This window comes from Levilactobacillus acidifarinae DSM 19394 = JCM 15949 (assembly GCF_001434835.1).
Taxonomy (GTDB): Bacteria; Bacillota; Bacilli; order Lactobacillales; family Lactobacillaceae; genus Levilactobacillus; species Levilactobacillus acidifarinae.
This window is the reverse complement of sequence record NZ_AZDV01000028.1, coordinates 356868-381483: the sequence shown is the minus strand read 5'-3', so window position 1 is coordinate 381483 and position 24616 is coordinate 356868. Positions and strand designations below refer to the sequence as shown.

At 52.5% G+C, this 24616-nt stretch carries 24 protein-coding genes; 17 read left to right on the top strand and 7 right to left on the bottom strand.

The window, feature by feature from the left end:
* Positions 1-20: 20 nt before the first annotated feature.
* The 6 genes from FD25_RS13510 (at position 21) to FD25_RS13485 (ending at position 6102) form a co-directional block, all read left to right on the top strand.
* Positions 21-896 (top strand): ribonuclease H family protein, encoded by an 876-nt coding sequence (locus tag FD25_RS13510; RefSeq protein ID WP_057804773.1) that lies wholly within the window; start codon positions 21-23, stop codon positions 894-896.
* Between the two features lie 34 nt (positions 897-930).
* The gene (locus tag FD25_RS13505) at positions 931-1395 is read left to right on the top strand and encodes a VOC family protein (RefSeq protein WP_083484179.1); all 465 of its coding nucleotides are present in this window, start codon (positions 931-933) and stop codon (positions 1393-1395) included.
* 119 nt (positions 1396-1514) lie between these two features.
* Positions 1515-2117 carry a sugar O-acetyltransferase gene (locus tag FD25_RS13500; protein WP_057804771.1) on the top strand — a complete coding sequence of 201 codons (603 nt, stop codon included), beginning with the start codon at positions 1515-1517 and terminating at the stop codon, positions 2115-2117.
* A 927-nt stretch (positions 2118-3044) separates the two neighbouring features.
* Positions 3045-4634: a BCCT family transporter gene (locus FD25_RS13495; protein ID WP_057804770.1), complete on the top strand. Its 1590-nt coding sequence runs from the start codon at positions 3045-3047 to the stop codon at positions 4632-4634.
* 200 nt (positions 4635-4834) lie between these two features.
* Positions 4835-5293, top strand: a complete 459-nt coding sequence (locus tag FD25_RS13490) for a universal stress protein (RefSeq protein ID WP_057804769.1) — start codon at positions 4835-4837, stop codon at positions 5291-5293.
* 122 nt (positions 5294-5415) lie between these two features.
* The gene (locus FD25_RS13485; RefSeq protein WP_057804768.1) at positions 5416-6102 is read left to right on the top strand and encodes an HAD-IA family hydrolase; all 687 of its coding nucleotides are present in this window, start codon (positions 5416-5418) and stop codon (positions 6100-6102) included.
* On the opposite strand, the gene FD25_RS13480 is transcribed toward FD25_RS13485, so the two are convergent.
* Positions 6041-6433, bottom strand: coding sequence for a DUF488 domain-containing protein (locus FD25_RS13480; RefSeq protein WP_057804767.1), 393 nt, complete (start codon positions 6431-6433; stop codon positions 6041-6043). The genes FD25_RS13485 and FD25_RS13480 overlap by 62 nt on opposite strands.
* Before the next feature lie 120 nt (positions 6434-6553).
* Between FD25_RS13480 and FD25_RS13475 the strand changes: the two genes are divergently transcribed.
* Both FD25_RS13475 and FD25_RS13470 read left to right on the top strand, forming a co-directional pair.
* Positions 6554-7198, top strand: coding sequence for a DNA-3-methyladenine glycosylase (locus FD25_RS13475; protein WP_057804766.1), 645 nt, complete (start codon positions 6554-6556; stop codon positions 7196-7198).
* A gap of 43 nt (positions 7199-7241) precedes the next feature.
* On the top strand, positions 7242-8099 hold the full coding sequence (locus tag FD25_RS13470; protein ID WP_057804765.1) for a helix-turn-helix domain-containing protein: 858 nt from the start codon (positions 7242-7244) through the stop codon (positions 8097-8099).
* A 491-nt stretch (positions 8100-8590) separates the two neighbouring features.
* On the opposite strand, the gene FD25_RS13465 is transcribed toward FD25_RS13470, so the two are convergent.
* From FD25_RS13465 to FD25_RS13455, 3 genes are all read right to left on the bottom strand, one after another.
* Complete coding sequence (locus FD25_RS13465; RefSeq protein ID WP_057804764.1) at positions 8591-9316, bottom strand: demethylmenaquinone methyltransferase; 726 nt, start codon at positions 9314-9316, stop codon at positions 8591-8593.
* 17 nt (positions 9317-9333) lie between these two features.
* Positions 9334-10125 carry a type I methionyl aminopeptidase gene (gene map / locus FD25_RS13460; RefSeq protein WP_057804763.1) on the bottom strand — a complete coding sequence of 264 codons (792 nt, stop codon included), beginning with the start codon at positions 10123-10125 and terminating at the stop codon, positions 9334-9336.
* A gap of 134 nt (positions 10126-10259) precedes the next feature.
* Complete coding sequence (locus tag FD25_RS13455; RefSeq protein WP_057732624.1) at positions 10260-10439, bottom strand: hypothetical protein; 180 nt, start codon at positions 10437-10439, stop codon at positions 10260-10262.
* A 239-nt stretch (positions 10440-10678) separates the two neighbouring features.
* Between FD25_RS13455 and FD25_RS13450 the strand changes: the two genes are divergently transcribed.
* Positions 10679-12100 carry an MFS transporter gene (locus FD25_RS13450; protein ID WP_057804762.1) on the top strand — a complete coding sequence of 474 codons (1422 nt, stop codon included), beginning with the start codon at positions 10679-10681 and terminating at the stop codon, positions 12098-12100.
* A 128-nt stretch (positions 12101-12228) separates the two neighbouring features.
* On the opposite strand, the gene FD25_RS13445 is transcribed toward FD25_RS13450, so the two are convergent.
* The 3 genes from FD25_RS13445 to FD25_RS13435 all read right to left on the bottom strand — a co-directional run bounded on the left by FD25_RS13445 (position 12229) and on the right by FD25_RS13435 (position 15077).
* Complete coding sequence (locus FD25_RS13445; protein WP_057804761.1) at positions 12229-13050, bottom strand: hypothetical protein; 822 nt, start codon at positions 13048-13050, stop codon at positions 12229-12231.
* Positions 13051-13229: 179 nt separating this feature from the next.
* The gene (locus FD25_RS13440) at positions 13230-14084 is read right to left on the bottom strand and encodes a hypothetical protein (protein ID WP_057804760.1); all 855 of its coding nucleotides are present in this window, start codon (positions 14082-14084) and stop codon (positions 13230-13232) included.
* A gap of 171 nt (positions 14085-14255) precedes the next feature.
* Positions 14256-15077 carry an SDR family NAD(P)-dependent oxidoreductase gene (locus tag FD25_RS13435; RefSeq protein ID WP_057804759.1) on the bottom strand — a complete coding sequence of 274 codons (822 nt, stop codon included), beginning with the start codon at positions 15075-15077 and terminating at the stop codon, positions 14256-14258.
* A gap of 249 nt (positions 15078-15326) precedes the next feature.
* Here FD25_RS13435 and FD25_RS13430 point away from each other — a divergent pair, with 249 nt between their 5' ends.
* From FD25_RS13430 to FD25_RS13395, 8 genes are all read left to right on the top strand, one after another.
* A complete protein-coding gene (locus FD25_RS13430; protein ID WP_057804758.1) occupies positions 15327-17048 on the top strand; it encodes a phosphoenolpyruvate carboxykinase (ATP) in 1722 nt (573 codons plus the stop codon).
* A gap of 18 nt (positions 17049-17066) precedes the next feature.
* The gene (locus FD25_RS13425) at positions 17067-17288 is read left to right on the top strand and encodes a hypothetical protein (RefSeq protein ID WP_057804757.1); all 222 of its coding nucleotides are present in this window, start codon (positions 17067-17069) and stop codon (positions 17286-17288) included.
* 436 nt (positions 17289-17724) lie between these two features.
* Positions 17725-18744: an aldose epimerase family protein gene (locus FD25_RS13420; protein WP_057804756.1), complete on the top strand. Its 1020-nt coding sequence runs from the start codon at positions 17725-17727 to the stop codon at positions 18742-18744.
* Between the two features lie 78 nt (positions 18745-18822).
* Positions 18823-20556 (top strand): phospho-sugar mutase, encoded by a 1734-nt coding sequence (locus FD25_RS13415; RefSeq protein ID WP_057804755.1) that lies wholly within the window; start codon positions 18823-18825, stop codon positions 20554-20556.
* Between the two features lie 265 nt (positions 20557-20821).
* Positions 20822-21061 (top strand): hypothetical protein, encoded by a 240-nt coding sequence (locus FD25_RS13410; protein ID WP_057804754.1) that lies wholly within the window; start codon positions 20822-20824, stop codon positions 21059-21061.
* A gap of 425 nt (positions 21062-21486) precedes the next feature.
* Positions 21487-21726: a hypothetical protein gene (locus FD25_RS13405; protein WP_057804753.1), complete on the top strand. Its 240-nt coding sequence runs from the start codon at positions 21487-21489 to the stop codon at positions 21724-21726.
* Between the two features lie 52 nt (positions 21727-21778).
* Positions 21779-23212: a glycoside-pentoside-hexuronide (GPH):cation symporter gene (locus tag FD25_RS13400; protein WP_057804752.1), complete on the top strand. Its 1434-nt coding sequence runs from the start codon at positions 21779-21781 to the stop codon at positions 23210-23212.
* A 151-nt stretch (positions 23213-23363) separates the two neighbouring features.
* A complete protein-coding gene (locus tag FD25_RS13395; protein ID WP_057804751.1) occupies positions 23364-24533 on the top strand; it encodes a galactokinase in 1170 nt (389 codons plus the stop codon).
* The last annotated feature ends 83 nt before the right edge of the window (positions 24534-24616 follow it).

Genomic DNA, 24616 nt, shown 5'->3' with positions numbered 1-24616 from the left:
AGTGCGAAAGTGGGGATAGAATGGCACAAAAGTTTTATGCGGTCCGTCAAGGACGCCAAACCGGAATCTATCGGACCTGGCCGGATGCGCAAAAGCAGGTGAGTGGGTACCCGGGCGCGCAATATAAGAGTTTTCCCACCGAGGCGGCGGCCCAGGCCTTTATGGCCGGCACGTCGACGCCGACTCACGCCACCCCCGGGGCAGCTAAGGTACGAGCAACCGGTTCGGCAACTCCCGCTGACATTACCGTCTACACGGACGGGGGGTCCCGGAACACGGGCAATGTCGCGGGCGGTCACGTGCGCAATGACGACAAGGCGGCCTGGGCTTACCGAATGGAACTGCCGGACCAAGTGGTGACTGATTCGGCTGGCGAGTGGGGGGCCAGCAACAACCGGATGGAAATCATGGCGTTTTTGCGGGCCTTACAACAGTTAAGTCGGTTGGGACAAGCAACTAAGTCCGTGCAGTTCGTCTTGGACTCCCGTTACGTTTTAAATGCGGTGACGCAGGGCTGGTTAGCTGGTTGGAAACGGCGCGGTTGGAAGCGCAGTGCTGGTCCGTTGGCTAACGCCGAATTATGGCGGGAAGTCGACCAGTTACTGCCCCAATTTTCGCACCTGAGTTTTCATTGGACCAAGGGCCACGCCACCAACCAAGGTAACGTGTTTGTCGATCACCTATTAAATCAAACGATGGATCACATGACGACGCCGGGCGTAACGCCACCAGCCAAGGGACCCGTCACCACGGCGAGTCCTAAAGCAGCGCCGGCGTCTGTCGCACCGCACCCCACTCAGGTGGCCGCCCAACCCGCGAGTCATCAGACGGTGGACCGTTCGGTGGCGGCGATTCGGCAGATCTTGCGGGATGCAGGCGTCAGTGACGATCAGTAACTACCAGACTAAATAAAGTAACGAGGTACCGATGATGCAAGCAAAGTTAATTCCCTATTTGGAATTTGAAAGTGCCAAGGAAGCCCTGGCGTACTACCAGGATGTCTTTGGCGCAACGAACGTTTACCGGGTCAGCCCAACGGCGGATGAGGCGGAACAGTACGGATTAGAACCGGATGTGGACTTAGACCAGTTGACCATGCGCGGGGGCTTTCAATTATTAGGCCTGGACGTGCAGTGTGCCGACGCGCTGATGGGGCAACCGACCTCGTCAACGTTAATTTCACTGATGCTGGTCGTCGATGAAGACGATAACGACAGCGTCAAGGAATTATTGGCGCTGTATCAGCGGCTGATCAAGTCCGACGTGAAGGTGATCAATCCGTTTGCCGACCAGACTCAGGGCGGTAAAATGGGACAAATCGTGGACGCTTACGGGATCACTTGGATCCTCAGAGAAGCGCCATCGATGAGCATGAATCCTAACGTTGAAGATTAAGTTTAAACCCAGTTAATGGCGGTCGTCCCAGGGATGGCCGCCATTTTTGGTTTGACTCGTCTTTTGAGGCCCGTCCCTTAGAAGTGGTATGATGGCCCCAAGAGGAGTGATGTTAGACTATGGCAACAGAACGGGAAAAGATGACAGCTGGTCAACCGTATGATCAATTTGATCACGAGTTGATTGCTCGGCGGACGACCGCCCGGAAGCAACTGCGGGCCGTTAACCAGTTAGACGACAACGACGAGCGTAATCACGGGTACCGCCAACTCATCACCGATACCGGTGACGATTTCTTCGTGGAAGCGGGATTTAAGTTCGATTATGGGTGGAACATCCACATTGGGGACCACTTCTACGGAAACTACGACATGACCTTCCTGGACACCTGTCCAATCACCATCGGGGAACACTGCTACTTCGGCCCGAACATCGGCCTGTACACCCCCGTACACCCCTTAAACGCTATGGCTCGCGTGGCTGACGTGGAAATGGGGGCGCCCATCACCATTGGCGATAACGCTTGGTTGGGTGGTCGGGTAACCATTTTACCCGGCGTAACGCTGGGGAATAACGTGGTCGTTGGCGCGGGGTCCGTGGTGACCAAGTCGTTTGGCGACGACGTGGTAATCGCAGGGAACCCGGCACGCGTAATCAAGGTAATTGATAACGGCGCGACCGGAGATGCGGCCGCAAAGGCGCAGTGGCCCCACGCTTTTTAGTTGCCGACCAAACGATGGTGGACAACTAAAATTCTCATCAAATTCTTAGATTCGTATCATGATAGGCGGTGAAACCGGTTACTTTGTTCAGAAAACTTGGAAACCAGTTGTGCCATTTTACTAATCATGCCGTCCGCGTATAATGAAACGTGGATATTGCTTCACAGGAATGCAGTCGCAACGGCTGTTTAGGCGCATGGCGTCGGACTCGTGGGACGACCCGGTTCGGCGCTTTTTGTGTATCTTGGGAAGTAACGCTCTGAACAAATGGGGTTCAGGCAAAAAATGAGGAGGTAATTGATGATTTCTAAATTCAATTAAACATCTGCTGGTGCAGTTTGCCAGCAACGTTTCGAATGCGGTTATCATTTACGATTACCGAAGATTGGCTGGCTGTTGAGTTCAACGTTTCTGGCAGTTATGTCCGTGTGACCAGACCCATTGGCGTTTTGCCAATCGTGAGGCCTCAACTTGCGACGCCGTGGCGCGTCAGACGGACAGGGAACTTGAACGCAACTCCCGTAGGCACTAATTTTAGTTAAGAGGCTTCTCGTCAGTATCTTGCACTGCAGGCCAGACCGAAGAAGGAAGGAAAATCTGCTACTGATTTTAACCTAGCGAAACTAGGCTGAACGTGCAAAAACTCTATCAGAGACGTTAACCGCGTCGCTGCGCCCAACGAAGTGTCGTCAAAGCTTCGTTAAAAATCTAGAGATACTGAAAACTTTGTGCGGTTAACCGCCGCCAACAAAGCGCTGTACCGGTTGCTAGCCGGGAATTTACGCTTGTGGACTAGGCACTCAGTTGTACAGGATACAATTTGACCAGTGCCAACTAGGACGAAGCAAGAAATTCTGGAACTTAAACTGAGTCATCAGTAGCAGGATTTTTATTTTAGCGCGAAAAAATATTGATAAGTTAGTGTTCGTGCCAACGTTTGTCTTGTTTGCCATTGCGTCCGTGATCTTTATCATGGGCGGGGATCGGCTACAAGCGGTATTAGGGGCAATTCTTAACTGGATTGATACCCAGATGTCGTGGGCTTACCTGTTGGTCTATGCGATTAACTTTTTATTCTTTATGTATCTCGCTTTTGGAAAGTTTGGGAAGGTTAAGTTGGGGGATCCCGACGATAAACCGCGTTACAGCAGCTTCCAGTGGGGAAGCATGGTGTTCGCCACGGCGATCGATGCCAGCATCTTGATGCTGTCGATCGTCGATCCCTTACGGTACCTGCAACACCCAGCCTTTGGGTTGAAGCCGTTTTCGACGGCGGCCTACGGGGCAGCGCACATGTACGGCCAGTTCAACTGGGGCCCCATGGCGTGGATGATGTTTGCGCCCGCGACCATTGCGATTGCTTACGTCTTATTCGTCAAGCACGGTAAGGTTCAACGGGTCAGTGCCGCCATTACCAGCCTCCAAGGCGATAGTCGCGGGAAAAAGATTGCGCGGCAGATCATCGACTTCTTGGTGGTCTTCGGCATCATGGGCGGGATTGGCTCTTCCGTCGGGATGGAAATTCCAATTATCTCGAAGGTTCTGAGTCGCCTGACCGGGGTTCAAGATAACCTCGCTTTAAAGATTGAGCTCTTTATTATTCTGTTTATTCTCTTTGCCGTAACGGTCTTCCACGGGTTAAACGGGGGGATCGACCGGTTAAGTGCCGCGCATATCTGGACGGCCTTAGGACTCTTGGCCTTGATTTTAATCATTGGCCCGACCGTCTACATTTTAAATTCCGAAACCAATAGTCTGGGTTTAATGGCCCAAAAGTTCATTTCGATGTCCACCAACACGTTACCGAACGGTGGGGATTCCACGGCTCAGCAGGAAACCATTTTCTACTGGGGCTGGTGGTTGTCTTATATGCCCGTTATGGGACTGTTTATCGCCCGGATCTCTAAGGGTCGGACAATCAAGCAGGTCTTGGTCGGAATGTTGACTTACGGGGCCTTAGGGTGCATGAGCTTCTACGCCATCTTCGGGGGTTACTCCCTGTGGCTGCAACGGACCGGGGCCGTGAACTTGGTCCACATCTTAAACACGCAGGGTCAAGCCGCCGTGGTTGCCACGGTGATTGCCACGTTACCGTTTAAGATGATTGTCTTAGCCCTGTACTGTATCTCGTGTTTCATCTTCTTGGCCACCACGATTTCGTCTTCGGCGTTTATCGTGTCGTCGTTTACCAGTCTTCACTTGGATGACGGCCAACAACCAAGTCGCTGGAACCGGATGATCTGGGTCGTAGTCTTCATCGTCTTCTCCTTCGGGATTGTGATGGTTGGGGGCTTCAAGACCGTGCAAACCGTGTCAACGATTGCCGGCTTCCCGTTGATGATTGTCTGTTTGCTGCTGATCCATTCGATCTGGCACATGCTGACGGCCAAGACGGCGCCAGCGAAGGTGACCGAACCGGTGGTGGTTCCCAAGCCCGTCGTCATGCGCCGGATTACCGTCGAATTACCCCGTGCCGTTCGCGGACCAATGATCTTATCGCCGGATCACGCGCGGTAAACAATTAACTAAAAATCAATTTAAACTTAAAGCAGCAACCCGAATTTTACCGTTTGGGCTGCTGCTTTTTACGGGAGAAGTACTTAACCAGAATCTAGCTGCTAATTAGCGTCCAGTCTAGCGTTAACCGGGACGCCAGTTGCGTTTCCAATTAGGCTTGTTATAATGAGACCAGAGATTGTGACGCCAGGAGGGGTTTTATGCCAGATGAAAATTACCGACCACTGTTTTTCCACCGCGTGTTGATTACGATCGATGAAGATGATCGGCCGTCAACCGCCCGGGCCTTTCGCTTTGCGTTGACCACGGCCCGAGATTACGGGGCGGAACTCGGAATTGCGTCGGTCCTAGAGAGCGACGATATCAGTATCTACGAATCGTTGATGCCGGATAAGGTCCACGAGAAGCGTCAGGAACTCCAAGACGTGGTCAAGGATTACGCCGCTAAGGCCAAGGAATTTGGCGTGGAGAACGTGCGGCCCATCGTGGCGGAAGGCGGCGACGTCGACGACGTGATCTTGCAACAGATCATTCCGGACTTTCAACCGGACTTAGTCGTTTGCGGGGCCGACGTAGATTTTGCCAGTCACGGACATCCGGGGGCTATCGGGTTACGCTTGGCGCGGAAATCCGACGTTTCCGTGATTGTGATTCGGTAACAGAATCGTTAAACCAAGTAACTTAAATAAGCGCCAACGGTAAAGGCCGTTGACGCTTTTTTGCTGCGCGATAGGTGTATAATAAGACTTGTTAACACCCATGATGACGAGGGGGTAATCGAATGACGACGATTCACGGGTTTTTATTCGATCTGCACGGGGTCATTGCGGACTCGTGGCAGTACCATTTGAAGTCTTGGCAAACCGTTGCGCGGGAACTAGATATTCCTTGGACGTCAACGTTAGCGACTCGCTTACCAGGAATGAGTCGTGCGGACTCACTGACTACGATTTTAGCCTCGGTCGGCCGCGCAAAGACGCTGACGGCGGCTCAGTTTCAAGCCATGACCGACCACGAAAACGACCTGTATCGCCAGTACGTGACCGCTATGACCCCGGCCAACCGGTTGCCCGGGGTGACGGCTTTTTTGACCGAACTCCAACAAGCGGGGTACCCGTTAGCGTTAGCTTCGGCATCCACGAACGCGGCGGCCGAAATTGACCGGTTGGGGTTGTCCGCCGTTTTCGATAAAATCGTACCGGCCGCTAATCTGGGTGCCAGTAAGCCTGCGCCGGACGTTTACCTGGCGGCGGCCGAACTCTTAGATTTGGCCCCGGGGGCCTGCGTGGCGTTTGAAGACACCGTAACGGGCGTTCAGGCGGCTACGGCGGCTGGCTGTGTGACCATCGGCATCAATGCGGTCCCCTTGACCCCCGTAGCGGCCATGTTGCCGGGAACTCACGCTCTTAGTCTTGCAACCGTGCGGCGGGTACTTGCCCCGCAAGCTGTGCTTGCAGAAAAGCTTTAAGCACGACGGCCTGGTTATGGGTCTCGTCCTTAGCGCCGTACAGGAGGATCACGTCCTGGGTGGCGAGTTGTTCGGTGAGTTGTTGCAAGAACGCTGGCAACGCGGGGTTAGCTTTTAATTCCGCGAGGTAGCGGGTTTTAAATTCGGAAAATTTTTCGGGATCATGGTTAAACCATTTTCGTAAATCGGTCGAAGGGCCGATTTCTTTGTCCCAGTGGTCGAGATGGGCGTTGACCTTAGAGATCCCGCGGGGCCATAGGCGGTCGACCAGGACCCGGTAACCGGTAAGGTCGGCGGGTTTTGTGTAAATACGTTCTAACTTTAATGCCATAAAAACATCATCTCCTAGGCCTATTCTACCGTTTGTTAGTGGTCATGCAAAGGAACGGGGGAGCTGAAAAAATAGTTATGGGGCAACAGTAACTTTTATTAATTGAAAGGAGTTCTAGCAATGACAGCAATCGGCGATTTTTACATGGGCCGGCCCACCCCGGAGATTGCCCGCGACCTGTTGGGCCACGAGTTGATCTATGAGACTAAGGCCGGAATAATGAGCGGCTGGATTGTGGAGACCGAAGCTTATCTGGGGGAACAGGATACCGCCGCGCACGCGTTTAACGGGCGACACACGGCGGCTAATGCGGCGCTATACGATGCGCCGGGAACCATTTACATATACGTCTTGCGGGGGTATTACATGTTGAACGTGGCGGCCCAACCGCAAGGCACCCCCCAAGGAATCTTAATTCGGGGAATTGAGCCCCACCAGGGACTAGAATTGATGCAACTGCACCGTGATAAGCCGGTGCCGGACGTGACCAACGGCCCGGGAAAGTTAATGGCGGCGTTGGGGATTCACACCAAGGATTTGAACCGGACCCTATTAGGGGCGCACAATCTGCGGATTACCCCTACGGCTAGCCGGACGCCCCGGCAGATCGCGACGTCGGCCCGGATCGGGGTCAGTGAGGGCAGTTGGCACAATCAGCCGCTACGCTTTACGGTCGCGGGTAACCCGTTCGTGTCGGCGAGCCGTAAGCGTGATTGGGACAAAAATCAGCATGGTTGGCAATCAGGTGATAATCTTGTACACTAAAAAGACAAGCCCAAAACCATTCAAGGGATGAGGAACTGACAACATGAACGTAGAAATCTTCATTGAGACCCGCAAACGGATGCACCTGTCGCAAGATCAACTAGCCCAGGGAATTTGCACGCAGGCAACTTTAAGTAAATTTGAACGGAACGGGAAGGTCCCGTCATTAAAAATCTTACTGCAACTCTGTGACCGTTTGGAGCTCACGCTAGACGATCTGTTTCCGGTCAATCAGAGTGGTGATTCTAAGCGCGCGGTGATTCTGGAGTCGGCCGAAACACACCTCCAACAAGAGATGTACCCAATGGTGCATGCGGATTTGGAGAAGTTAGGCGATCCCATCGACGATTCCGTGACTTTTCAACTGCGCTACTACTTCCTGCGGGGATACGCCACGGCGCTGTCGCACGGGAGTATTAGCGATGCGTTGTACGATTTTTCGCAGATTTTAAACCGGTTGGACGAGGGCCATCACTCGATGTATGCCATGTTGGCCTACACGGGGATGGGGATCGCCTACAATCAGGCCGACGATTCTAAACGCGCGGAGTTTTATTTCAATAAAGTCTTCGGTGAGATCCGTAAGTTATCGTTTAAGACCCGGCACAGTATCTGGCGGGCGCTCAACATTATTAACTACACTGCCGAGTTCTACAGTCAGCAGGGCGATTATGAGACCAGTAATGATCTACTTGATTACGGGGTCAAGGTCTGTGCACAGTACCACGTGACGTTTTATCTGGCACGGATTATTTTGCGGCGGGCGTTGAATCGGCAACAACATCACGCTGACCGCGCCAAAATCCAGCAGGATCTAGACGATGCGGCGGCCTTTGCGCGGCTCAACGATAACCAGCACGTGTTGGGGTTGATTCGCGATGCCGAAGCCACTTTGGACTAGGCGAAAGGGATGAACTAGTGGTAATCAGTCGCCTTACCGGGTGGCTCTGAGCAAGCTGGAACGTGGTGGGCGCAACTTGAAGCCAAAGAGCGGTCTTCAAGATTGGCCTTTGGGTAAGCCAGCTCAGGACGCTGACTAACCCAAACGACACCACTGAGCTCGCTCAGAGCCACCCTCACGGCTAAGCTTGTGAGTGGAGGTTACGGGCCACGATTGCCCACCGTACGGACTTATCATTGCCAAATGGTAATTCAAAGGCACTGTCTAAGAAGATCATCTTCTTAGACAGTGCCTTTGATGTTTATGATAATTAGGATATCTATCGGCGCTTAATTGTGGTGTTAACTCTAGTGCGAGCTGGAGAGCCGGTCAGAAATGGACTTAGGCAAAGGTCGGTCTTCAAGCCCCAGTGTTTGGGGCTTGAAGCCGTACCTCCCCCGTTCCAGCCCATTCTGACTGGCTCGGAAGCGGTGGTTCGGATAAGTCTTTAATCATTTTGAGCGCGGCTTTAGTCCGAAGTGCACGGCCGCCGCGCCCAGATTGAACCGAGCAAAGTGCACCTGTTGCAGCCCCGCTTGGGTGAACATTTGCGCTAAAGTCTCGGCCGAGACGAATTCGTGAGTGGTCCGTTGGAGGTAGTTGTAGGCTTGGTAATGGTGCGCTACCACCCGCCCCATTAGCGGTACCAGGTGACCGAAGTAAACCTGCCAACCGGCGTGGACTAACGGATTGGTGGGTTGCGACGTTTCCAGACAAACCACCTGACCGCCGGGCTTGACCACCCGAGTCATTTCGTTTAAGACCTGCTGAGCATCGGGGACGTTACGTAGGCCGAACCCGATGGTGACCACGTCGAAGTGGTTATCCGGGTAGGGGAGGTGCATCGCGTCGCCAGCCTTTAGCGTGATTTGACTTTGCAGATGGGCCGCTGTCACCTTCTGGCGAGCGACCGCCAACATTTCGGAACTCAGGTCGAGGCCAACGACTTGACCACGGGGGCCGACTGCTTGAGCCAAAGCCAACGTCCAATCACCGGTGCCGCAACACAGGTCGAGAGCGAAGTTACCCGGCGCCACCCGCATGGCGCCCATGACCCGTCGGCGCCAGAGTCGGTGAGTGCCCAGACTGATGACGCTATTCATCTGGTCGTACTGGGGTGCAATCTGATTGAACAGGTGCGCCACGTTTTTCTCGGACGTGTGGTTGGTTAACGCCATGGGGATCGCCTCCTTAATTAAAGATACTTGGCGTCAAATTCGGGATCTTGAGACGTTAAGATCTTGGGACCGTCCTTGGTAATGGCCAGGGTGTGTTCGTATTGGCAGGACAGCGATCCGTCGGCCGAAACGTAGTATTCCCACGATTTGTCAGCCGTGGGCTTAGATTTGATTTCCCAAGTGCCTAAGTTGACCATGGGTTCGATGGTGATAGTCATGCCTTCGCGTAACCGTAACCCGTGACCGGCTTCCCCGTAGTGGGGGACGTTGGGTTGTTCGTGCATGGTCGGGCCGATACCGTGGCCAATCAATTCCCGAACGTCGCCCATGTGATTTTGAGTTTCGACGTAGTCTTGAATGGCGTGACCGATATCACCGATGCGGTTCCCCACAACGGCTTGATCGATGCCCAGGTACAACGCCTTTTTCGTAACGGCCATTAGCCGCTTGGCGTCGTCACTGATCTCACCGACCGCGTAAGCCCAGCAAGAGTCGCTTTCAAAACCGTCCAAGTTAACGGTCATGTCGACCTTGACCACGTCACCGTTCTTTAGAATTAAGTTCTTGCGCGGAATAGCGTGGGCCACTTCGTCGTTGACGCTGACGCAGGTGGCGTACTTATAGCCTTCGAAGCCCTTTTCGGACGGTTTAGCCCTGTGTTCTTCGATGTACTTGTTGGCAAATTCTTCAATTTCCCAACTGGAGATACCGGGCTTGATGAGCTTACGTAAGCCCAAATGAACACCAGCCAGGACCGCACCGGATTCACGCATTTTTTCAATTTCACGAGCTGATTTAATGGTTATCAACGTGTTACCCCCTCTAAATTGATTGACACTTCTAATTTACACCAAAACGACCGATTCGGCGAACTAAGTGGTGGCTTAGATTCGCTGAAAGCCAAAACGAGGGCGAGATGGTGGCCTCGCCCTCGTTGAATCACCTATTCGGTTTTGGTCAGTTGAGTGATGTCTCCGGCTTCAATCTTGTTTAAGAGGTGCTTGGCTTCTTCGATCCGGGCATCGCAGAGAAACCGCATGGAGCTGTTCTTATCTTTTTCCGCTTCGTTCATTTGTTCGGTGAGAAAGTTAATTTCATCATGTAAATAGCTTACTAAGTCCATGGCTTGCCCTCAATTCCTTTAATTTACCAGAATGATTTCTATTCCTAATAAACTCCATTGTACCAAAAAAGGCGCTGGAAGTAACTTATCCTGCCGGAGGGAAACCGGGAACCGTCCTGGCTAAGTCAGTGGCCAAACTAGGGCGATTACCGGGCGTTACGAGTTTACAGAAACTAAGAAAAGGGCTACGATAGAATAGTTAAGAACAGTTCTAAACTAGGCAAAGAGGAGTGGGTAAGATGGCAGAAGCACAACCAATCGATTTAAAGGGGCGGCCTTATAATCATTTAGCGTTTATCTGGACGCTACTGGCCGGGACGTTTACTATGTCCATCAGTCAGTCATCGCTCTCAACGGCCTATCCGACACTGATGCACTACTTCAACGTGCCGGCGTCAACCGTGCAGTGGTTGACCACCGGATTCATGTTGGTGATGGTGGTGATGATGCCGGTCAGTCCGTGGTTGTTGAATAATTTACGGTTTCCCGTTTTGTTCATGAGTATGTTGGCCTTATTCGATGTGGGGACCTTTATCATTTACTTAGCGACTAGTTTTCCGATGATGATGCTCGGGCGGGTCATGGAAGCCATGGCCGTCGGGGTGATGTTCCCGTCGTATCAAACCGTGATGTTGCGCATTACGCCGGAGGATAAACGGGGTGGTGTGATGGGCTTCGCCGGATTGGTCATGGGGTCCGCGTTAGCCGTGGGGCCGATCATTTCCGGGATCGTCCTGAAATACACCACCTGGCAGGGACTCTTCGTGGTCTTCATGTTGATCATCACGGTGGTCTTCGTCCTGTCGCTTAAGACCATTAAGGACGTCATGCCCCAGCACACGTCACGGTTGGATTACTTGTCCGTTGTGGGGAGCTTAGGGTTCATCGGGATTTTGTACGTGGTCAACCAAATCGGGAAGGCCGGTGTCAACTGGGGGTTACAAGGGGCCCTGTTGATCGTCAGTCTGTTACTGGTCACGTTCTTCGTTTGGCGGCAGTTCCACGTCGACACGCCCTTGCTGGAGTTACGGGTCTTAAAGACCTTTAACTTCGACTTGGCGGTTTTGCTGACCGGGACCTCGTACATTGCGTTGATCGTGGTCACCATCATCTTTCCGTTGTATTATCAAACGGTGCTGGGCTTATCGCCGTTTGCTTCCGGGATGTCACTGGTTCCTGGGGCCGTCTTACTCAGCCTGTTGAACCCGGTTACCGGACACTTAGCGGATAAGATTGGGTTTAAGGGTACCATGTTGACCGGGATGGGCATGATTGTCGTCGGTTGGGCCTTACTGGTCTTGATGCCGGGGAAACAACCCTTACTCAGCATGATCTTGATTGCAGCCCTGATTGAAGGGGGTAACGCCTTCGTCATGATGCCAGCCGTTACCTTGGGCGCTAACTCGTTACCCGATAACCTGATTTCACACGGAACCGCCGTGATTACCACGGTCCGGCAGATCCTAGGGTCGACCGGGGTTGCCGTGGCCACGCTGATTTTGGCGATGGTGACGGCCAGCCACAAGGCCACGACCACGGCGGCGAACGCCAACTTGGCGGGTTACCGGGCGGTCTTTGCGACCTTCTTGGTCGTCTCCATCGTGGGCTTTATCTTCGCGGCCATGTTACGGGATGGTCGGAAGACCAAGGCGCAAGCTTAAACCGATGATTGGCTTGATCCGGGTCGCTTGAGGGTGACCGGTTCAATCAACTAAACAAGGCTAAAATTAAAGACGTCCATTGTGCGCTGAATGCGTTCAATGGGCGTCTTTTTGCGTGATTAGTGGGCTTAATCGCCGGGACCGTCGTTACCTAATGGAGTGAAGTAGGCGTGACCGCCAACCGTGTAGCAACTATAAAACCAGCCGGCGAGGTCGTTATCACTGTTACCCGGATTGTGGATGGGGCGGTGATTATTGGTCAACGTGAGGCGGTACCGGGCCGTTCCCGTTCGTTGGACGTATTTGGTGGTGAGACCCGGAAGCTTGGTTTTGAAATACAGGTAACGCGTCCCGTTTTTGGTCACTTGAGTCCGCTGGATTTTCGCGTGAAGCGTGGGGGTGACCTGTAAGCGAGCGGTTGCGAGAACCTGATGGTTGGGTTTGTAGCGGTCTAAGTAACCATCGGCCGTTAGCTGAATTCGGTTAGCTTCTTGGTTGCCCGCGGCCCGGGTAATGGCGGCCTGGCTGTGGCCGGGATAGAGGTCACCGTAGCTGTAGGCTGGCAGAAACGCAGGTCGTTTGACCTTGACTAGTGTGCGGGACTTCAGGGTGGTCATCTCCCCCGAAACGGGAACATAACCCTGGCTGATCAACGGCTTGAGCCGTCGATAACTGAGTAGAGAAGCGTCTAACCGATAGTTGGCACCATTTTCGTGTTTAGCGGCCAGCGTCACGCCCTTGGGGAGGGTGAGCGTTTTGGTCTTAGCACTTTGGTGGCTGTGAATGGCCGTGACCATCACGTGGAGCTTGGTGGTTCGGGTCGTGCGGTAATGTTGCGCAATATGTAAGAAGGTTTTGTCCGCAGAAACAGAGCCGATTTTGACGGTCCCACTGGCGGCCAGTGCGGTGTTGGGAGCACTCAGAAATCCCAAGCTCAGAAGGCACGTCATAAGACCTAGTGCGTGTTTATTAATAAAATCATCTCCCAAAAAATTGTTAACTCACAGTATAAGCCTGTAGTTTCGGGGAAGGCAACTCCCTAGGGCGGTACCATGAGACGAAAAGTGAGTACAAAAACTGGTCCGGGGCGCAGTGGCCTAGGACCAGTTAATTTAGAAGATCATATCTGTTAGTCGCCGGACCCGTCGTTACCCAGCGGCGTGAAATAGGTTTGCTTACCTAAGCGGTACAAACTGTAGAAGCTACCGGCACCGTCATCATCCGAGTTTCCCTGTTGGTAGATGGGCTGATGGCGGTTGGCCAACGCGAGGCGGTAGCGGTAGTTCCCCGTTGAGCGAACGTGTTTAGTGGGGATGCCCGCGACCTTAGTCTTAAAGTACAGGTAGCGCGTTGCCCCCTTGACCGTGGTTTTTTGAATCTTGGCGCTGCTCTGGGGACGTAGCTGTAAACGCACAAATTGGTTGGCCTTCAAGTTGGTGGCCACGTGACGTTCGAGGTAACCATCGGAGGTCAGGAGGACTTTGGGGCCGACCTGTTCACCGAAAACGTGATTGATGGTCTGAGTGGTTTGGCCGGGGTAGAGATCCCCGTAACTGTATGCCGGCAAATAGGTGGGCCGAGCCACCTTCGTTAGGGCGTGAGCGCTGGCCTTAATTTTGCCGTAGAACTGGTCGGTGGGGACGACGCCCTTCTTAATCAGGGGTTTTAAAACACCGTAGCTTAATTGCGCCGCATCGATCTGATAAACTTTACGGTTAGCGATGTTGTTGGCGGCCAGGACGGTTCCTTTGGGAATGGTCAGCGTTTGCGTAGCTGCCGCGGTGCTAGTGCGGGTGATGGGGTTGGTGTCAATCTGAGCCTTGACGGTCTTAGTGGTGCGATAGTACGGCGAGATATGTAAAAATTCTTTAAAAGCCGTGGTGGGACCAATCTTGACAGTGTATTTAGCCGCCTGAACGGGAGTGCTTCCCAGAAGTCCCAGTCCCATGAGTAGGGCGATACTGCCCAGTAACCATTTTTTCATCGGTAAATGCCTCCATGGTGATTAGTTACACTTAGTATACGCCAGTTTAGGGGGCGGTAACTAGGAGAAACAGGAGAAACAGGAGAAACAAAAGGTGTAGCCGCCACCCCGAAAACGGGCTGATAGTTACACCTAAAATTAGCGATTAGCTCTGGAATTAATTAGAAATGGTTAGTGCGTTTCTGCAAAGCCCCGGCGGCCACCGGGCTTAGGAATCTGGTTTTGCATCATCACGCTGAAACCGCCATCGATGGGAAGGGCCGCGGCGTTGACGTAGCTGGAGCGGTCGCTGGCCAGAAATAAGATGGCGTTGGCGATGTCTTGGGTGGTTCCGATTCGCTTGCTGGCGGTCAGTTCTTTACGACCGTTTTCGACTTGCGGGTCCGCGTAGAAGGCCGCCGACATGGGCGTCTTGACCAAGCAGGGTTCCAGCACGTTGCTGCGGATGCCGAACATGCCCCATTCGGCGGCCACCTGTTTGGACAGCATGTTGACGCCGGCCTTACTGGTGCTGTAAGCGCCACTGTAAGTCTCGGGGATGTCGCTGGCGACCGTGGAAATGTGGACAAAGGTCCCGTGTTTCTGAGCGATCATTAGCTTACCAAATTCGTGAGTCACCAGGTAGTAGCCGTTTAAATTAACGTCGAGAACTTGTTTCCAGGTGGCATAGTCGAGATCCTCTAACGGGTCAAACTTCAAGATGCCGGCGGTGTTGATCACCACGTCGACCCGGCCAAACGCCGCTTTGACCTGGGCGACGGCCCGTTGCACGCTGGCCTCGTCGGTGACGTCGCAGACCACGTCGAGGGCTGAAACGTTTTCAGTGTCCTTTAAGTGATTAACCAACTTGTTTAGTGGGTCCGCCTGTCTGTCTAGGGCGACGACCGTTGCCTTTTGGGCGGCTAAGTCGCCACAAATTTTGGTGCCCATGCCGCCGACCGCCCCGGTGACCACGCACACCTGATCCTTGAGTCCTAACCAATCGGTTGTCATCTCATCATCCTCCTTAAATTGTGTAACCGTTCACTATCTATGCTAGTCGGGTGAGGACCAAAGTCCAATAGCAACGGGTAGAGAAATTGATAGGCGGCTTCTATGAGTTAGGCCATTCACTAACCAAACGGGAGGTGATCAGCCGAATTTAATTTTAAGCCAAGCTTGGTGAAAGGCTTTCATCTGGTTGGAAAATAGGCTAAACTTGTCATAATCAAATAATGAGACAACTATGAGAGGGGTTTTTCTATGTCAGTACCAGCACCGATTGATTTACGGACCTTCTACGCCAACCCGGACCGCAACGTGGCCGTGTTGAACTACAGTGCTCGCTTCTTATCAAGCACCTTTGATTTGATCAACAGTGACGAGTTCGCCGCCTTCGTCAAGCTCTTTTTGGACGAACAACGGGCCTTTATTCCCGACGATGCCGATCCCGAGACCACCTATGACCGGGTGGACCCCGAGACCTACATCACCACCTTAAAGGACGTCTTGACCGATCAACCGCGGGCGTTTGACCACTTCTCGCGTAAAGAGATCCTGGTCAGCATCGAAGACCTCTACTCGTATTACCGGTCATACTTACGGGTCGCCACGATGACCACCCAACAAAATCACGTGGTCGCCAGTGAATTTATGACCATCGACCAACGCTTCAACGACGTGGTCTTACGTCTGTATCGCACGGTGGAGGAAAAGCTACAGGGCCACGCCAACCACGTCTACCGGCAAACCAACGCTGCGACCAGCGCCTGCGTCCTGTTACAACAGGTTCAGTGGCCCGTTCCGGCAGGGTACGAAGCCTTAACGGACATTCGGTTCATGAACCGCTTGATGCTGCGGCCACCGATGATGCTCCACACTAAGAGTAACAAGCGGAAGGGCCGCTTCACGGCCAGTCACGAAAACCCCTTGAAGAACTTCACGGGGACCACGCAAGACTGGCTGTGCTACCCGGCTAAAATTGGTGAAAGCTTGGCTTATATCTACTTCCACCGCGACTACATGGCGTCGGGATTGGCTCTGGCCAACTTATTCCAACTGGCCGATCGTAAGGAAGTCTTGAACCAGAAGCCGGACCTGATCTTACTTTTCGGGTCACCGAGTGCGCAGGGCGATGCGGATCCCGAAAATGGACACTACTTCTACGATGCGCAGAACCAAATCTACGTGGGGCAAGTGCCGTACAACGACCAGACGACCTACTTTGGGTACATGAAGAAGATGTGCCTGACGCTGCATAACCTGCACCAGATCGCCCAAAAGCGCCTGCCGATTCACGGTTCAATGGTCAAGATTACCTTTGCGAACGGCAAGACCAAGACCGTGGTCTTCTTCGGGGACTCCGGGGCGGGCAAGTCCGAATCCATCGAAGCCTTGCAGAACGTGGCCGACGAACAAATTGTTAATATTGAAACCATCTTCGACGACATGGGGAGCTTTACCCTCGATCCCGAGAAGGGCGTTTACGCGCAGGGGACCGAAACCGGGGCCTTTGTTCGTTTGGACGACCTCAGCAGCGAAGTCGCCTTTAACAACATGGATCGCGGGATTTACATGAATCCCGAATTATCTAACGCCCGGGTGATTATCCCAGCTAACACCTGGGATCGCGTGGTGGCCCAACACCACATCGATATGTGGGTCTACGCCAACAACTATGACGATGCCGTTGGCGTGCACCGCTTCACGGACCGCGACGAGGCCGAGGCGACCTTCGTGGCCGGCAAACGGCGGGCGTTAGGGACCACCGATGAGGTCGGCATGAGCACCACCTTCTTTGCCAACCCGTTTGGCCCCGTTCAAGAAGAGGCTCAGACGCGGCCCATCATTGACGCGGTCTTTACCGAACTCTTCAAGGAACAGGTGTACATCGGTGAAATCTACACCCATTTAGGCAACGATAAGTCCCAGGACAAGTTAAATGCGTCTGCCCGGGACCTCTTAACCGAATTAATGAATAACTAGCCCGAGGAGGCGATAGCGATGGTGACTCCCGAACAACGCGATTTGATTTTGCATACGCTGCTTCAAATTGACGATCCGTATTACCTGAATCAATTTCAGGATGCCAGCAGTGAAGACGAGTGGTTTCATATTAACGAACAGTTCATTCAGCAGGATTTACAGCGCTTTTTCCCGTCCACCATCGATACCCACGACCCCGAGACCTGGCAAATCATCCGGGCCCAACTTAAGCAGTATTAAGAGTGGGGAGACGCTTCCGAACGTTCCAGTGTTATTTAATCGGAAAAGTCTATCCGAGTAGCCATCGTGATCAGTGTGAGCCGGAGGGCCAGGCAGAAAATGGGCTCAGGGGTGAAATTGGTCTTAGTCGGCGTTCTTAGACGACTTAGACCAAGGTCGGTCTTCAAGACCCGGTTTGGGGGGCTTGAAGCCGTGCCCGCTCCGTTCCAGCCCGTTTTCTGACCGGTCCCGGAAGCGTCTGGCCTATCTAAATTGATTTTGCGTAATGATCATTAATTTATAGAAAGTCCCAGCTCCCGCTACGCGCGGTGAGCGGGGGCTTTTTGTTAGGAAAATTTGCGTAAAATTTTACTTAATCGCGAAAAACAATGGTACTTAAACGCCGAGTATTATACAATGTAACCGTATTCTTAGAATTTTTGGAGGTGTCTCTTTTATGCAAATTACTCAAGAAGTTGCTGGCGAACTTCACCAACAAAAAGTGACCAAGTACGTTTTAACCAATCAACACGGGACCCGCGCGGCGATTCTGACCTGGGCGGCCACCCTGCAAGAATTTAGTGCCTTAGAAGATGGGAAACGGCAACAACTCGCCGTTCACGAAGACAACTTAGCGGCTTACGATAACAATACTTATTGTCTCTGCCAAGCTCTCGGTCGGGTTGCCGGACGGATCAAGGGGGCCGAGTTTGAAATTGATGGGACGCCCCACCACATCGAAGCTACGGAGGGCAAAAACGCCATTCATGGTGGGCCCCACGGCTTTCTGCACGTTAACTGGGACGCCACGACGAAGGAAACGGCCAGCACGGCTAGTGTGATTTTGACCCACACCTCAACCCCGCAAGATGACCAGTATCCGGGGAACTTAACGACCACGATTACCTATACCTTGGACGAAAACGACCGGTTAACGGTAACGTTTGACGGGAAGAGCGACGCTGCGACGCTGTTTAATCCCACAATTCACGCGTACTTTAATGTAACTGACGATCAACATGATTTGGATCAACAATGGTTGACCTTGAATGCCGACAAGCGTTTAATTTTAAACGACGAAAAGATCCCAACTGGTGAAAAGGCTGACGTGGCTGGTACGGGCTACGATTTCCGTGAATCCCGGACCATCAAAGACGGGTTAGCCCAACTCGCCGAAAATGGCGGTGTCGAATACGACGATGCCTTTGAGGTCAAGGCGGGCGACGAGCCAATTGCCACGGTCGGCGATACGACCGGTCACCGGGAAGTGCGGATCTATTCCGACCGCAACGGGGTGGTGGTCTTCACAGCCAACGCCACGGATCCGGCCCGGGCTGCCAAACGCGATTACAACGCCTTGGCTTTGGAAGCGCAGAATCTCCCCGATGCTATTCATCACGAGGACTTTGGGGACATTGTTCTTCCTGCTAACCAACCGGTCACGCACACGATTGCCTACCAATACGTCCGCAAGTAACGGCGTAACTGGTCAGTCCCAGTAGAAACGAGTACGATAGAGATTAACTAAGGTTATCAGCAGAAGGAGAGATTCGATTTGAGTTGGCAAGAAAACTATGCCGTTTGGCAAAAACAACCGACCATGTTACCGGACGTGCAGCGTGAACTGGACGCCATGGCGGGCGACGACCAAGCCCTCGAAGCCGCTTTTAGTGGGCCGATGAGCTTCGGGACCGCCGGTATGCGGGGCGTTATGGGCCCCGGTATCGGGCAAATGAACGTTTACACGGTGCGGCAAGCGACCGAAGGGGTGGCCCGGTATCTGGACACCCTAGACGACGCCACCAAGCAACGTGGGGTCGCCATTAGCTTTGATTCGCGCTACCATTCCACGGAATTCGCCCACGAAGCGGCCCGGGTCTTAGGGGCTCATCAGATTCCGAGCTTCGTGTTTGATGACTTACGGCCCACGCCGGAATTGTCCTTTGCCGTGCGGCACCTGCACACGGCCATGGGAATCATGATCACGGCCAGCCACAACCCCAAGCAGTACAACGGTTACAAGATCTACGGCCCCGATGGCGGGCAGATGCCGCCCAAGGCCTCGGACATGATCACCAAGTTCGTCCGGTCCGCTACCGACGTGTTTGCCATCCAGGTGGCCGACGAACAGGCACTGCGCCAGGCTAAACTGATGCACATCATCGGTGAGGACGTTGACCAGCCCTACCTGCAAAACGTCACCAGTGTGACCATCAACCATGACCTCATCAATAAGGTCGGGAAGACCATGAAGTTGATTTACACACCCCTGCACGGAACCGGGAAAGTGATCGGTGAACGGGCCTTACGAAAAGCCGGTTTCGAGAACTTTACCATGGTGCCACAACAGGCGATTGCCGACCCTGAATTTCCGACGGTTGATTTTCCGAACCCCGAATTTCCGGCGGCCTTTGACATGGCCATCGCGTTAGGGAAGCAAGAAGGGGCCGACCTGTTAGTGGCTACCGATCCCGATGCCGACCGGTTAGGCGCCGCTGTCCGGCAACCGAACGGTGAGTACCAACTATTGACTGGGAACCAGATTGCGTCGATCTTGTTAGCCTACATCTTAAAGGCGCGCAAGGCCGCGGGTGATTTGCCAGCGAACGGCCGCGTAGTCAAGTCCATCGTGTCAACCGAATTAGCCACCAAGATTGCGGCGGCTTACGGCGTGGAAATGACCAACGTGTTGACCGGCTTTAAGTTTATTGCCGAACAGATCCACCAGTACGAAACGACCCACGACCACACCTTCCTGTTTGGGTTTGAGGAAAGTTACGGTTACCTGATCAAACCGTTCGTGCGCGATAAGGACGCCATTCAATCGACGGTCCTGTTGGCCGAAGTGGCGGCGGACTACAAGCAACGGGGAATGACCCTGTACGACGGCATCGAGGAGCTCTACGCGACTTACGGCTACTACGCCGAAAAGACCACGTTTGAGGAATTCCAGGGCGTCGACGGTTCCGCGCAACGGGCGAAGTTGATGAGTGAATTCCGTGAAAATGCACCGCACGACTTTGCCGGCACCGCGATTGACGCCGTCGAAGACTTCCAGACCAGCGTGAAGACGGCGGCCGATGGGACGACCACGGCCATTGATCTGCCACAATCCAACGTCCTGAAGTACTGGTTACACGATGGGACTTGGATTTGCATCCGGCCTTCCGGGACCGAGCCTAAGGTCAAGTTCTACATCGGGACCAGCGACCAGACGGCCGATGCAGCCAATCAACGCTTAAGCAAGTACGAACAAGCGTTGAAGGACTACGTAGCGTCGATTAACTAATTAAAAATTAAAGTGGCTCCCCGGGGTGTTCAACTGTGGGGAGCCACTTTTACGTGGACTGACTCGTTACTAGGGGCTAACTTAACGGTCGCTAGAACTAGACGGTCATCTTTTTTAAATCGGTAGCGGTTACAACATTGCCAAAACTTTCACAAGTTGCTATAATGCATTTTGGATAAACTATTAGTGACCGAAATGGTTGTAAAATAAGATAACCTAGCGACCAAATAACTGGGGAGCTGGGACGAGAAAGCGGGACTGTGTGATGGCAAAAGATAAGATGAAGTTAGATCCTGAGAAGTTTGCGGCAGCGGTATTGGGCGGTAACGCGCAGAAAAAGGACGAAGAAAATAAGTTGTACATCAAGCGGCAACTGACTTTGTACTTGGAAGCCACCCTTTTGGCCCAGGACTTTAACGGGTTGGAACAAACCCGGTTCAGCGATGCTAAGGAACAACAACGTGACGATATTCTGTTGAAGTTAATCGAACGGCGCTACAATTAATTAACCTAGAGTCTGTCTTAAAAGACTAATCTGGAAGATTCAGCGCTGGCCAGTCAGAAACGAGTTATAACAACGACTAAACCAGATTTTTCAACTGAGAGGTCATGAATGGTCATTTAACTCTGTACTTGAGTTTTAAGACGGACCCTAGTAACTCCCGTCTAACCCATTAATTGGGCTAGACGGGTCTTTTTTATGGCTTAAGTCGTTAGCTTTACTAAATTTTTTACCTCAAAATTACAACCGGTTGCAATCCCGAAAAAACGCCGATATAAAGGATTTTATGTTTAACACTACACAATGATTGAGGTTGCAACTTCGCCGGAAAGGTCCTACTATAAGTAACGTAAAGCGCTTACATTTACTTAAATTTCAGTGATAGGCTTTACCGAATCTTATGATGAACGGAAAGAGGGTATTTTTGAATGGCTGACGACAAAATCACGTTAGATCCAGCTGCTTTTGCAGCCGCGGTGTTGGGCGGTAACGCGCAACGTCCCGACGAAGCCAATAAATTGTACATTAAGCGGCAATTGACGCTGTATCTGGAAGCAACGTTGCTGGCTCAAGATTTTAACAACCTTGAGGAATCCCGCTTCGACATGGCGAAAGCCCAGAAGCGTGATGACGTGTTGTCCAAGATCATTGAACATCGTTACCACTAGGCACTTCGTTCGTTAACTTAAGTGATTAATTTGAAAGGTGTGAAAAAGAGCCATGAATTTATTTAAGCAGTATGCGTCTTATGCGTTTGGGGCGTTCGGGCACGATGCGTTCTACGCAACGTTAAGTACCTACTTCCCAATCTTCGTCACCAGTGTCCTGTTCACCGGTCACGCGAACTCCGCGCAAATGATCGGGGCCGTCAGTGCCATGCTGGTGATTATTCGGTTGATTGAAATTGCCTTTGACCCGATGATCGGTGGGGTCGTGGATAACACTCGGACCCGTTGGGGCAAGTTCAAACCGTGGTTACTCGGTGGTGGGCTGGTTAGTTCCATTACCCTGATGATCATCTTCACCAGTATTGGTGGGTTGGCCGATCACAACGACATGTTATACCTGATTGTCTTTGGCATTGTGTTTGTTATCTTAGATATTTTTTATTCCTTCAAAGATATTTCGTTGTGGTCCATGTTGCCCGCGTTGAGTGTTGATTCCAAGACCCGGACTAAGTTTGGGACGGTCGCTCGTTTTGGGTCCACGTTAGGGGCTCAAGGGGTCATCATCGTGGTTATGCCGTTGGTTTACTTCTTCAGTCAGAAGTTCTCCGGCACCACTGGTCAAACGCAGACCCGCGCCGGTTGGTTAGGGTTTGCCGCCGTCATCGCCGTCGTTTCCTTCTTAGGGGCCTTGACCGCTGCGTTTGGGACTAAGGAACAAAAGAACCTGATTCGGGAAAACACCGAAAAGACCCGTTTACGCGACGTCTTCAAGGCCATTGGGGAAAACGACCAATTAATGTGGTTGGCACTTTCCTACTTCCTGTTCGCCTTTGGGTATGTCATCACCAACTCCCTGTTGCTCTACTACTTCCGTTACGTTATTGGGAAGCCGGCCGCTTACAGTATGGTCGGGGTCATTACCGCCATCTTAGGAATTATCTCCGTGGTTCTGTTCCCATTCATGGTTAGCCTGATCAAACGGCGTGGGGTTTACGTCGGCGGGATTGCCTTGATGGTGGTCGGTTACTTAATCTTCTTGTTTGCCGGTACCAACGTCACGATGGTCTTGGTCGGGGTTGCGTTCTACTTCTTCCCATACCCAATGATCTTCTTGGCCGCCTTAATGACCATTACCGATAGTGTGGAATACGGCCAGTGGAAGAACGGCACGCGGAACGAATCCGTGACCTTAGCCGTTCGGCCGTTGATCGATAAATTGGCCGGTGCGTTCGCCAACGGGGTGGTTATGTTAGCCGCACTGCAATCCGGGATGACCGGGAACGCCAAGCCGTCCGATATTTCGGCCGGTGGGTTGATGCAGTTTAAGATGTTTATCTTCTACATTCCAATTATTCTGATTATCTTGGCCGCCATCGTTTACTTTGGCAAGATCAAGTTGTCCGAACAACGACACGCGGAAATCGTCGAAGATTTGGAAAAGAAATTAAAGGCTGAAAAGGCTGCTGGTCAAAAGATCGGGGACTAATCAGTTGTTCGGGGGTCTCAGGTCTCAGACCGGGGCCCCTTTTCTTGAAATGTTGTTGAAACCGCTTTAATTATATTTGACACTGAGACTTTTACTGAGTATAGTTAAACTATAGTAAAAGTTTACTAAAATTCTAAAGGAGTTCATCGCCATGGATTATGCCAGCCTTGCATCAGAATACAAAGAAACTTTTAACGCCGAACCACAACGGGTCTTCTTCTCCCCAGGTCGAATCAACCTGATTGGGGAATACACCGACTTCAACGGGGGCCACGTTTTCCCAGCTGCCATTAGCTTAGGGACGTACGGGGCCTTCAGTAAGCGCGATGATCGGACGGTCCGGATGTTTTCTGCCAACCTGCCCAAGGCTGGCACCATTGAATTTTCGTTAGACGACCTGAGCTACAACGACGCCGACAACTGGACCAAGTACTTTAAGGGCATGTTGTTCGAATTAGCCAAGCAGGGCAAGACCATCGATCAAGGGTTTGACCTTTACGTTCACGGGAACTTACCCGATGGCTCCGGCTTATCGTCCTCGGCTTCCGTAGAAATGCTGATGGCCCAAATCCTCTTGGATGCTTACGGTCAAGACATTTCCCGGGTGGACCTGGTCAAGGCCGGCCAATTAGTTGAAAACGACTACTTAGGCTTAAACACCGGGATCATGGACCAATTTGCGGTCTTCATGGGCAAAAAGGACCAGGCCATCTTGCTGGACACCAACACCCTGAAGTACCAATACGCCCCGGTCAAGATGGACGGGTACGTGGTGGTCATCATGAACACCAAGAAGCGTCGGGAACTGACCGACTCCAAGTACAACGAACGCCGGGCCCAATGTGAAGAAGCCTTGCGGCGCCTACAAACCAAGTTAGACATTCAAACGTTGGGTGACCTGAACGGTGACCAATTCGACGAAAACAGTTACCTGATCAACGACGACATCTTAATCAAGCGAGCACGCCACGCGGTGGTGGAAAACCAACGGACGTTGCGGGCTTTCGATGCCTTACAAAATAACGACCTGACCACCTTCGGGAACTTGGTCAACGCATCGCACGTGTCATTACACTACGACTTTGCCGTAACCGGGACGGAACTGGATACGTTGGTTGAAACCGCATGGCAACAACCAGGCGTCTTAGGTGCCCGGATGACTGGTGCCGGTTTCGGTGGTTGCGCGATCGCTATCGTGAAGGAAAGCAACGTGGACGCCTTCGAAAAGGCCGTGGGCGACACTTACAACGAAAAGATCGGCCACCCGGCTGAATTCTACATCGCTCACTTAGCCGATGGTTCCCACGAACTGACGAAGTAGGCGGTAATAGACGCCTTACCGGTCAGCCCTGATATGGCTGGAACGTAGCCGACACGACTTGAAGCCTCGCCAAAGGCGCGAGT

Excerpts from the sequence above, each read along its gene's own strand:
- FD25_RS13450 (WP_057804762.1), top strand. The coding sequence starts at position 10,679 with ATGGCAGAAGCACAACCAATCGATTTAAAGGGGCGGCCTTATAATCAT.
- FD25_RS13410 (WP_057804754.1), top strand. The coding sequence starts at position 20,822 with ATGGCAAAAGATAAGATGAAGTTAGATCCTGAGAAGTTTGCGGCAGCG.
- FD25_RS13430 (WP_057804758.1), top strand. The coding sequence starts at position 15,327 with ATGTCAGTACCAGCACCGATTGATTTACGGACCTTCTACGCCAACCCG.
- FD25_RS13395 (WP_057804751.1), top strand. The coding sequence starts at position 23,364 with ATGGATTATGCCAGCCTTGCATCAGAATACAAAGAAACTTTTAACGCC.
- FD25_RS13480 (WP_057804767.1), bottom strand. The coding sequence starts at position 6,433 with ATGGCATTAAAGTTAGAACGTATTTACACAAAACCCGCCGACCTTACC.
- FD25_RS13490 (WP_057804769.1), top strand. The coding sequence starts at position 4,835 with ATGCCAGATGAAAATTACCGACCACTGTTTTTCCACCGCGTGTTGATT.
- FD25_RS13465 (WP_057804764.1), bottom strand. The coding sequence starts at position 9,316 with ATGGCGTTAACCAACCACACGTCCGAGAAAAACGTGGCGCACCTGTTC.
- FD25_RS13400 (WP_057804752.1), top strand. The coding sequence starts at position 21,779 with ATGAATTTATTTAAGCAGTATGCGTCTTATGCGTTTGGGGCGTTCGGG.
- FD25_RS13485 (WP_057804768.1), top strand. The coding sequence starts at position 5,416 with ATGACGACGATTCACGGGTTTTTATTCGATCTGCACGGGGTCATTGCG.
- FD25_RS13445 (WP_057804761.1), bottom strand. The coding sequence starts at position 13,050 with ATGACGTGCCTTCTGAGCTTGGGATTTCTGAGTGCTCCCAACACCGCA.
- FD25_RS13510 (WP_057804773.1), top strand. The coding sequence starts at position 21 with ATGGCACAAAAGTTTTATGCGGTCCGTCAAGGACGCCAAACCGGAATC.
- FD25_RS13405 (WP_057804753.1), top strand. The coding sequence starts at position 21,487 with ATGGCTGACGACAAAATCACGTTAGATCCAGCTGCTTTTGCAGCCGCG.
- FD25_RS13470 (WP_057804765.1), top strand. The coding sequence starts at position 7,242 with ATGAACGTAGAAATCTTCATTGAGACCCGCAAACGGATGCACCTGTCG.
- FD25_RS13420 (WP_057804756.1), top strand. The coding sequence starts at position 17,725 with ATGCAAATTACTCAAGAAGTTGCTGGCGAACTTCACCAACAAAAAGTG.
- FD25_RS13500 (WP_057804771.1), top strand. The coding sequence starts at position 1,515 with ATGGCAACAGAACGGGAAAAGATGACAGCTGGTCAACCGTATGATCAA.
- FD25_RS13455 (WP_057732624.1), bottom strand. The coding sequence starts at position 10,439 with ATGGACTTAGTAAGCTATTTACATGATGAAATTAACTTTCTCACCGAA.
- FD25_RS13475 (WP_057804766.1), top strand. The coding sequence starts at position 6,554 with ATGACAGCAATCGGCGATTTTTACATGGGCCGGCCCACCCCGGAGATT.
- FD25_RS13435 (WP_057804759.1), bottom strand. The coding sequence starts at position 15,077 with ATGACAACCGATTGGTTAGGACTCAAGGATCAGGTGTGCGTGGTCACC.
- FD25_RS13440 (WP_057804760.1), bottom strand. The coding sequence starts at position 14,084 with ATGAAAAAATGGTTACTGGGCAGTATCGCCCTACTCATGGGACTGGGA.
- FD25_RS13505 (WP_083484179.1), top strand. The coding sequence starts at position 931 with ATGCAAGCAAAGTTAATTCCCTATTTGGAATTTGAAAGTGCCAAGGAA.
- FD25_RS13425 (WP_057804757.1), top strand. The coding sequence starts at position 17,067 with ATGGTGACTCCCGAACAACGCGATTTGATTTTGCATACGCTGCTTCAA.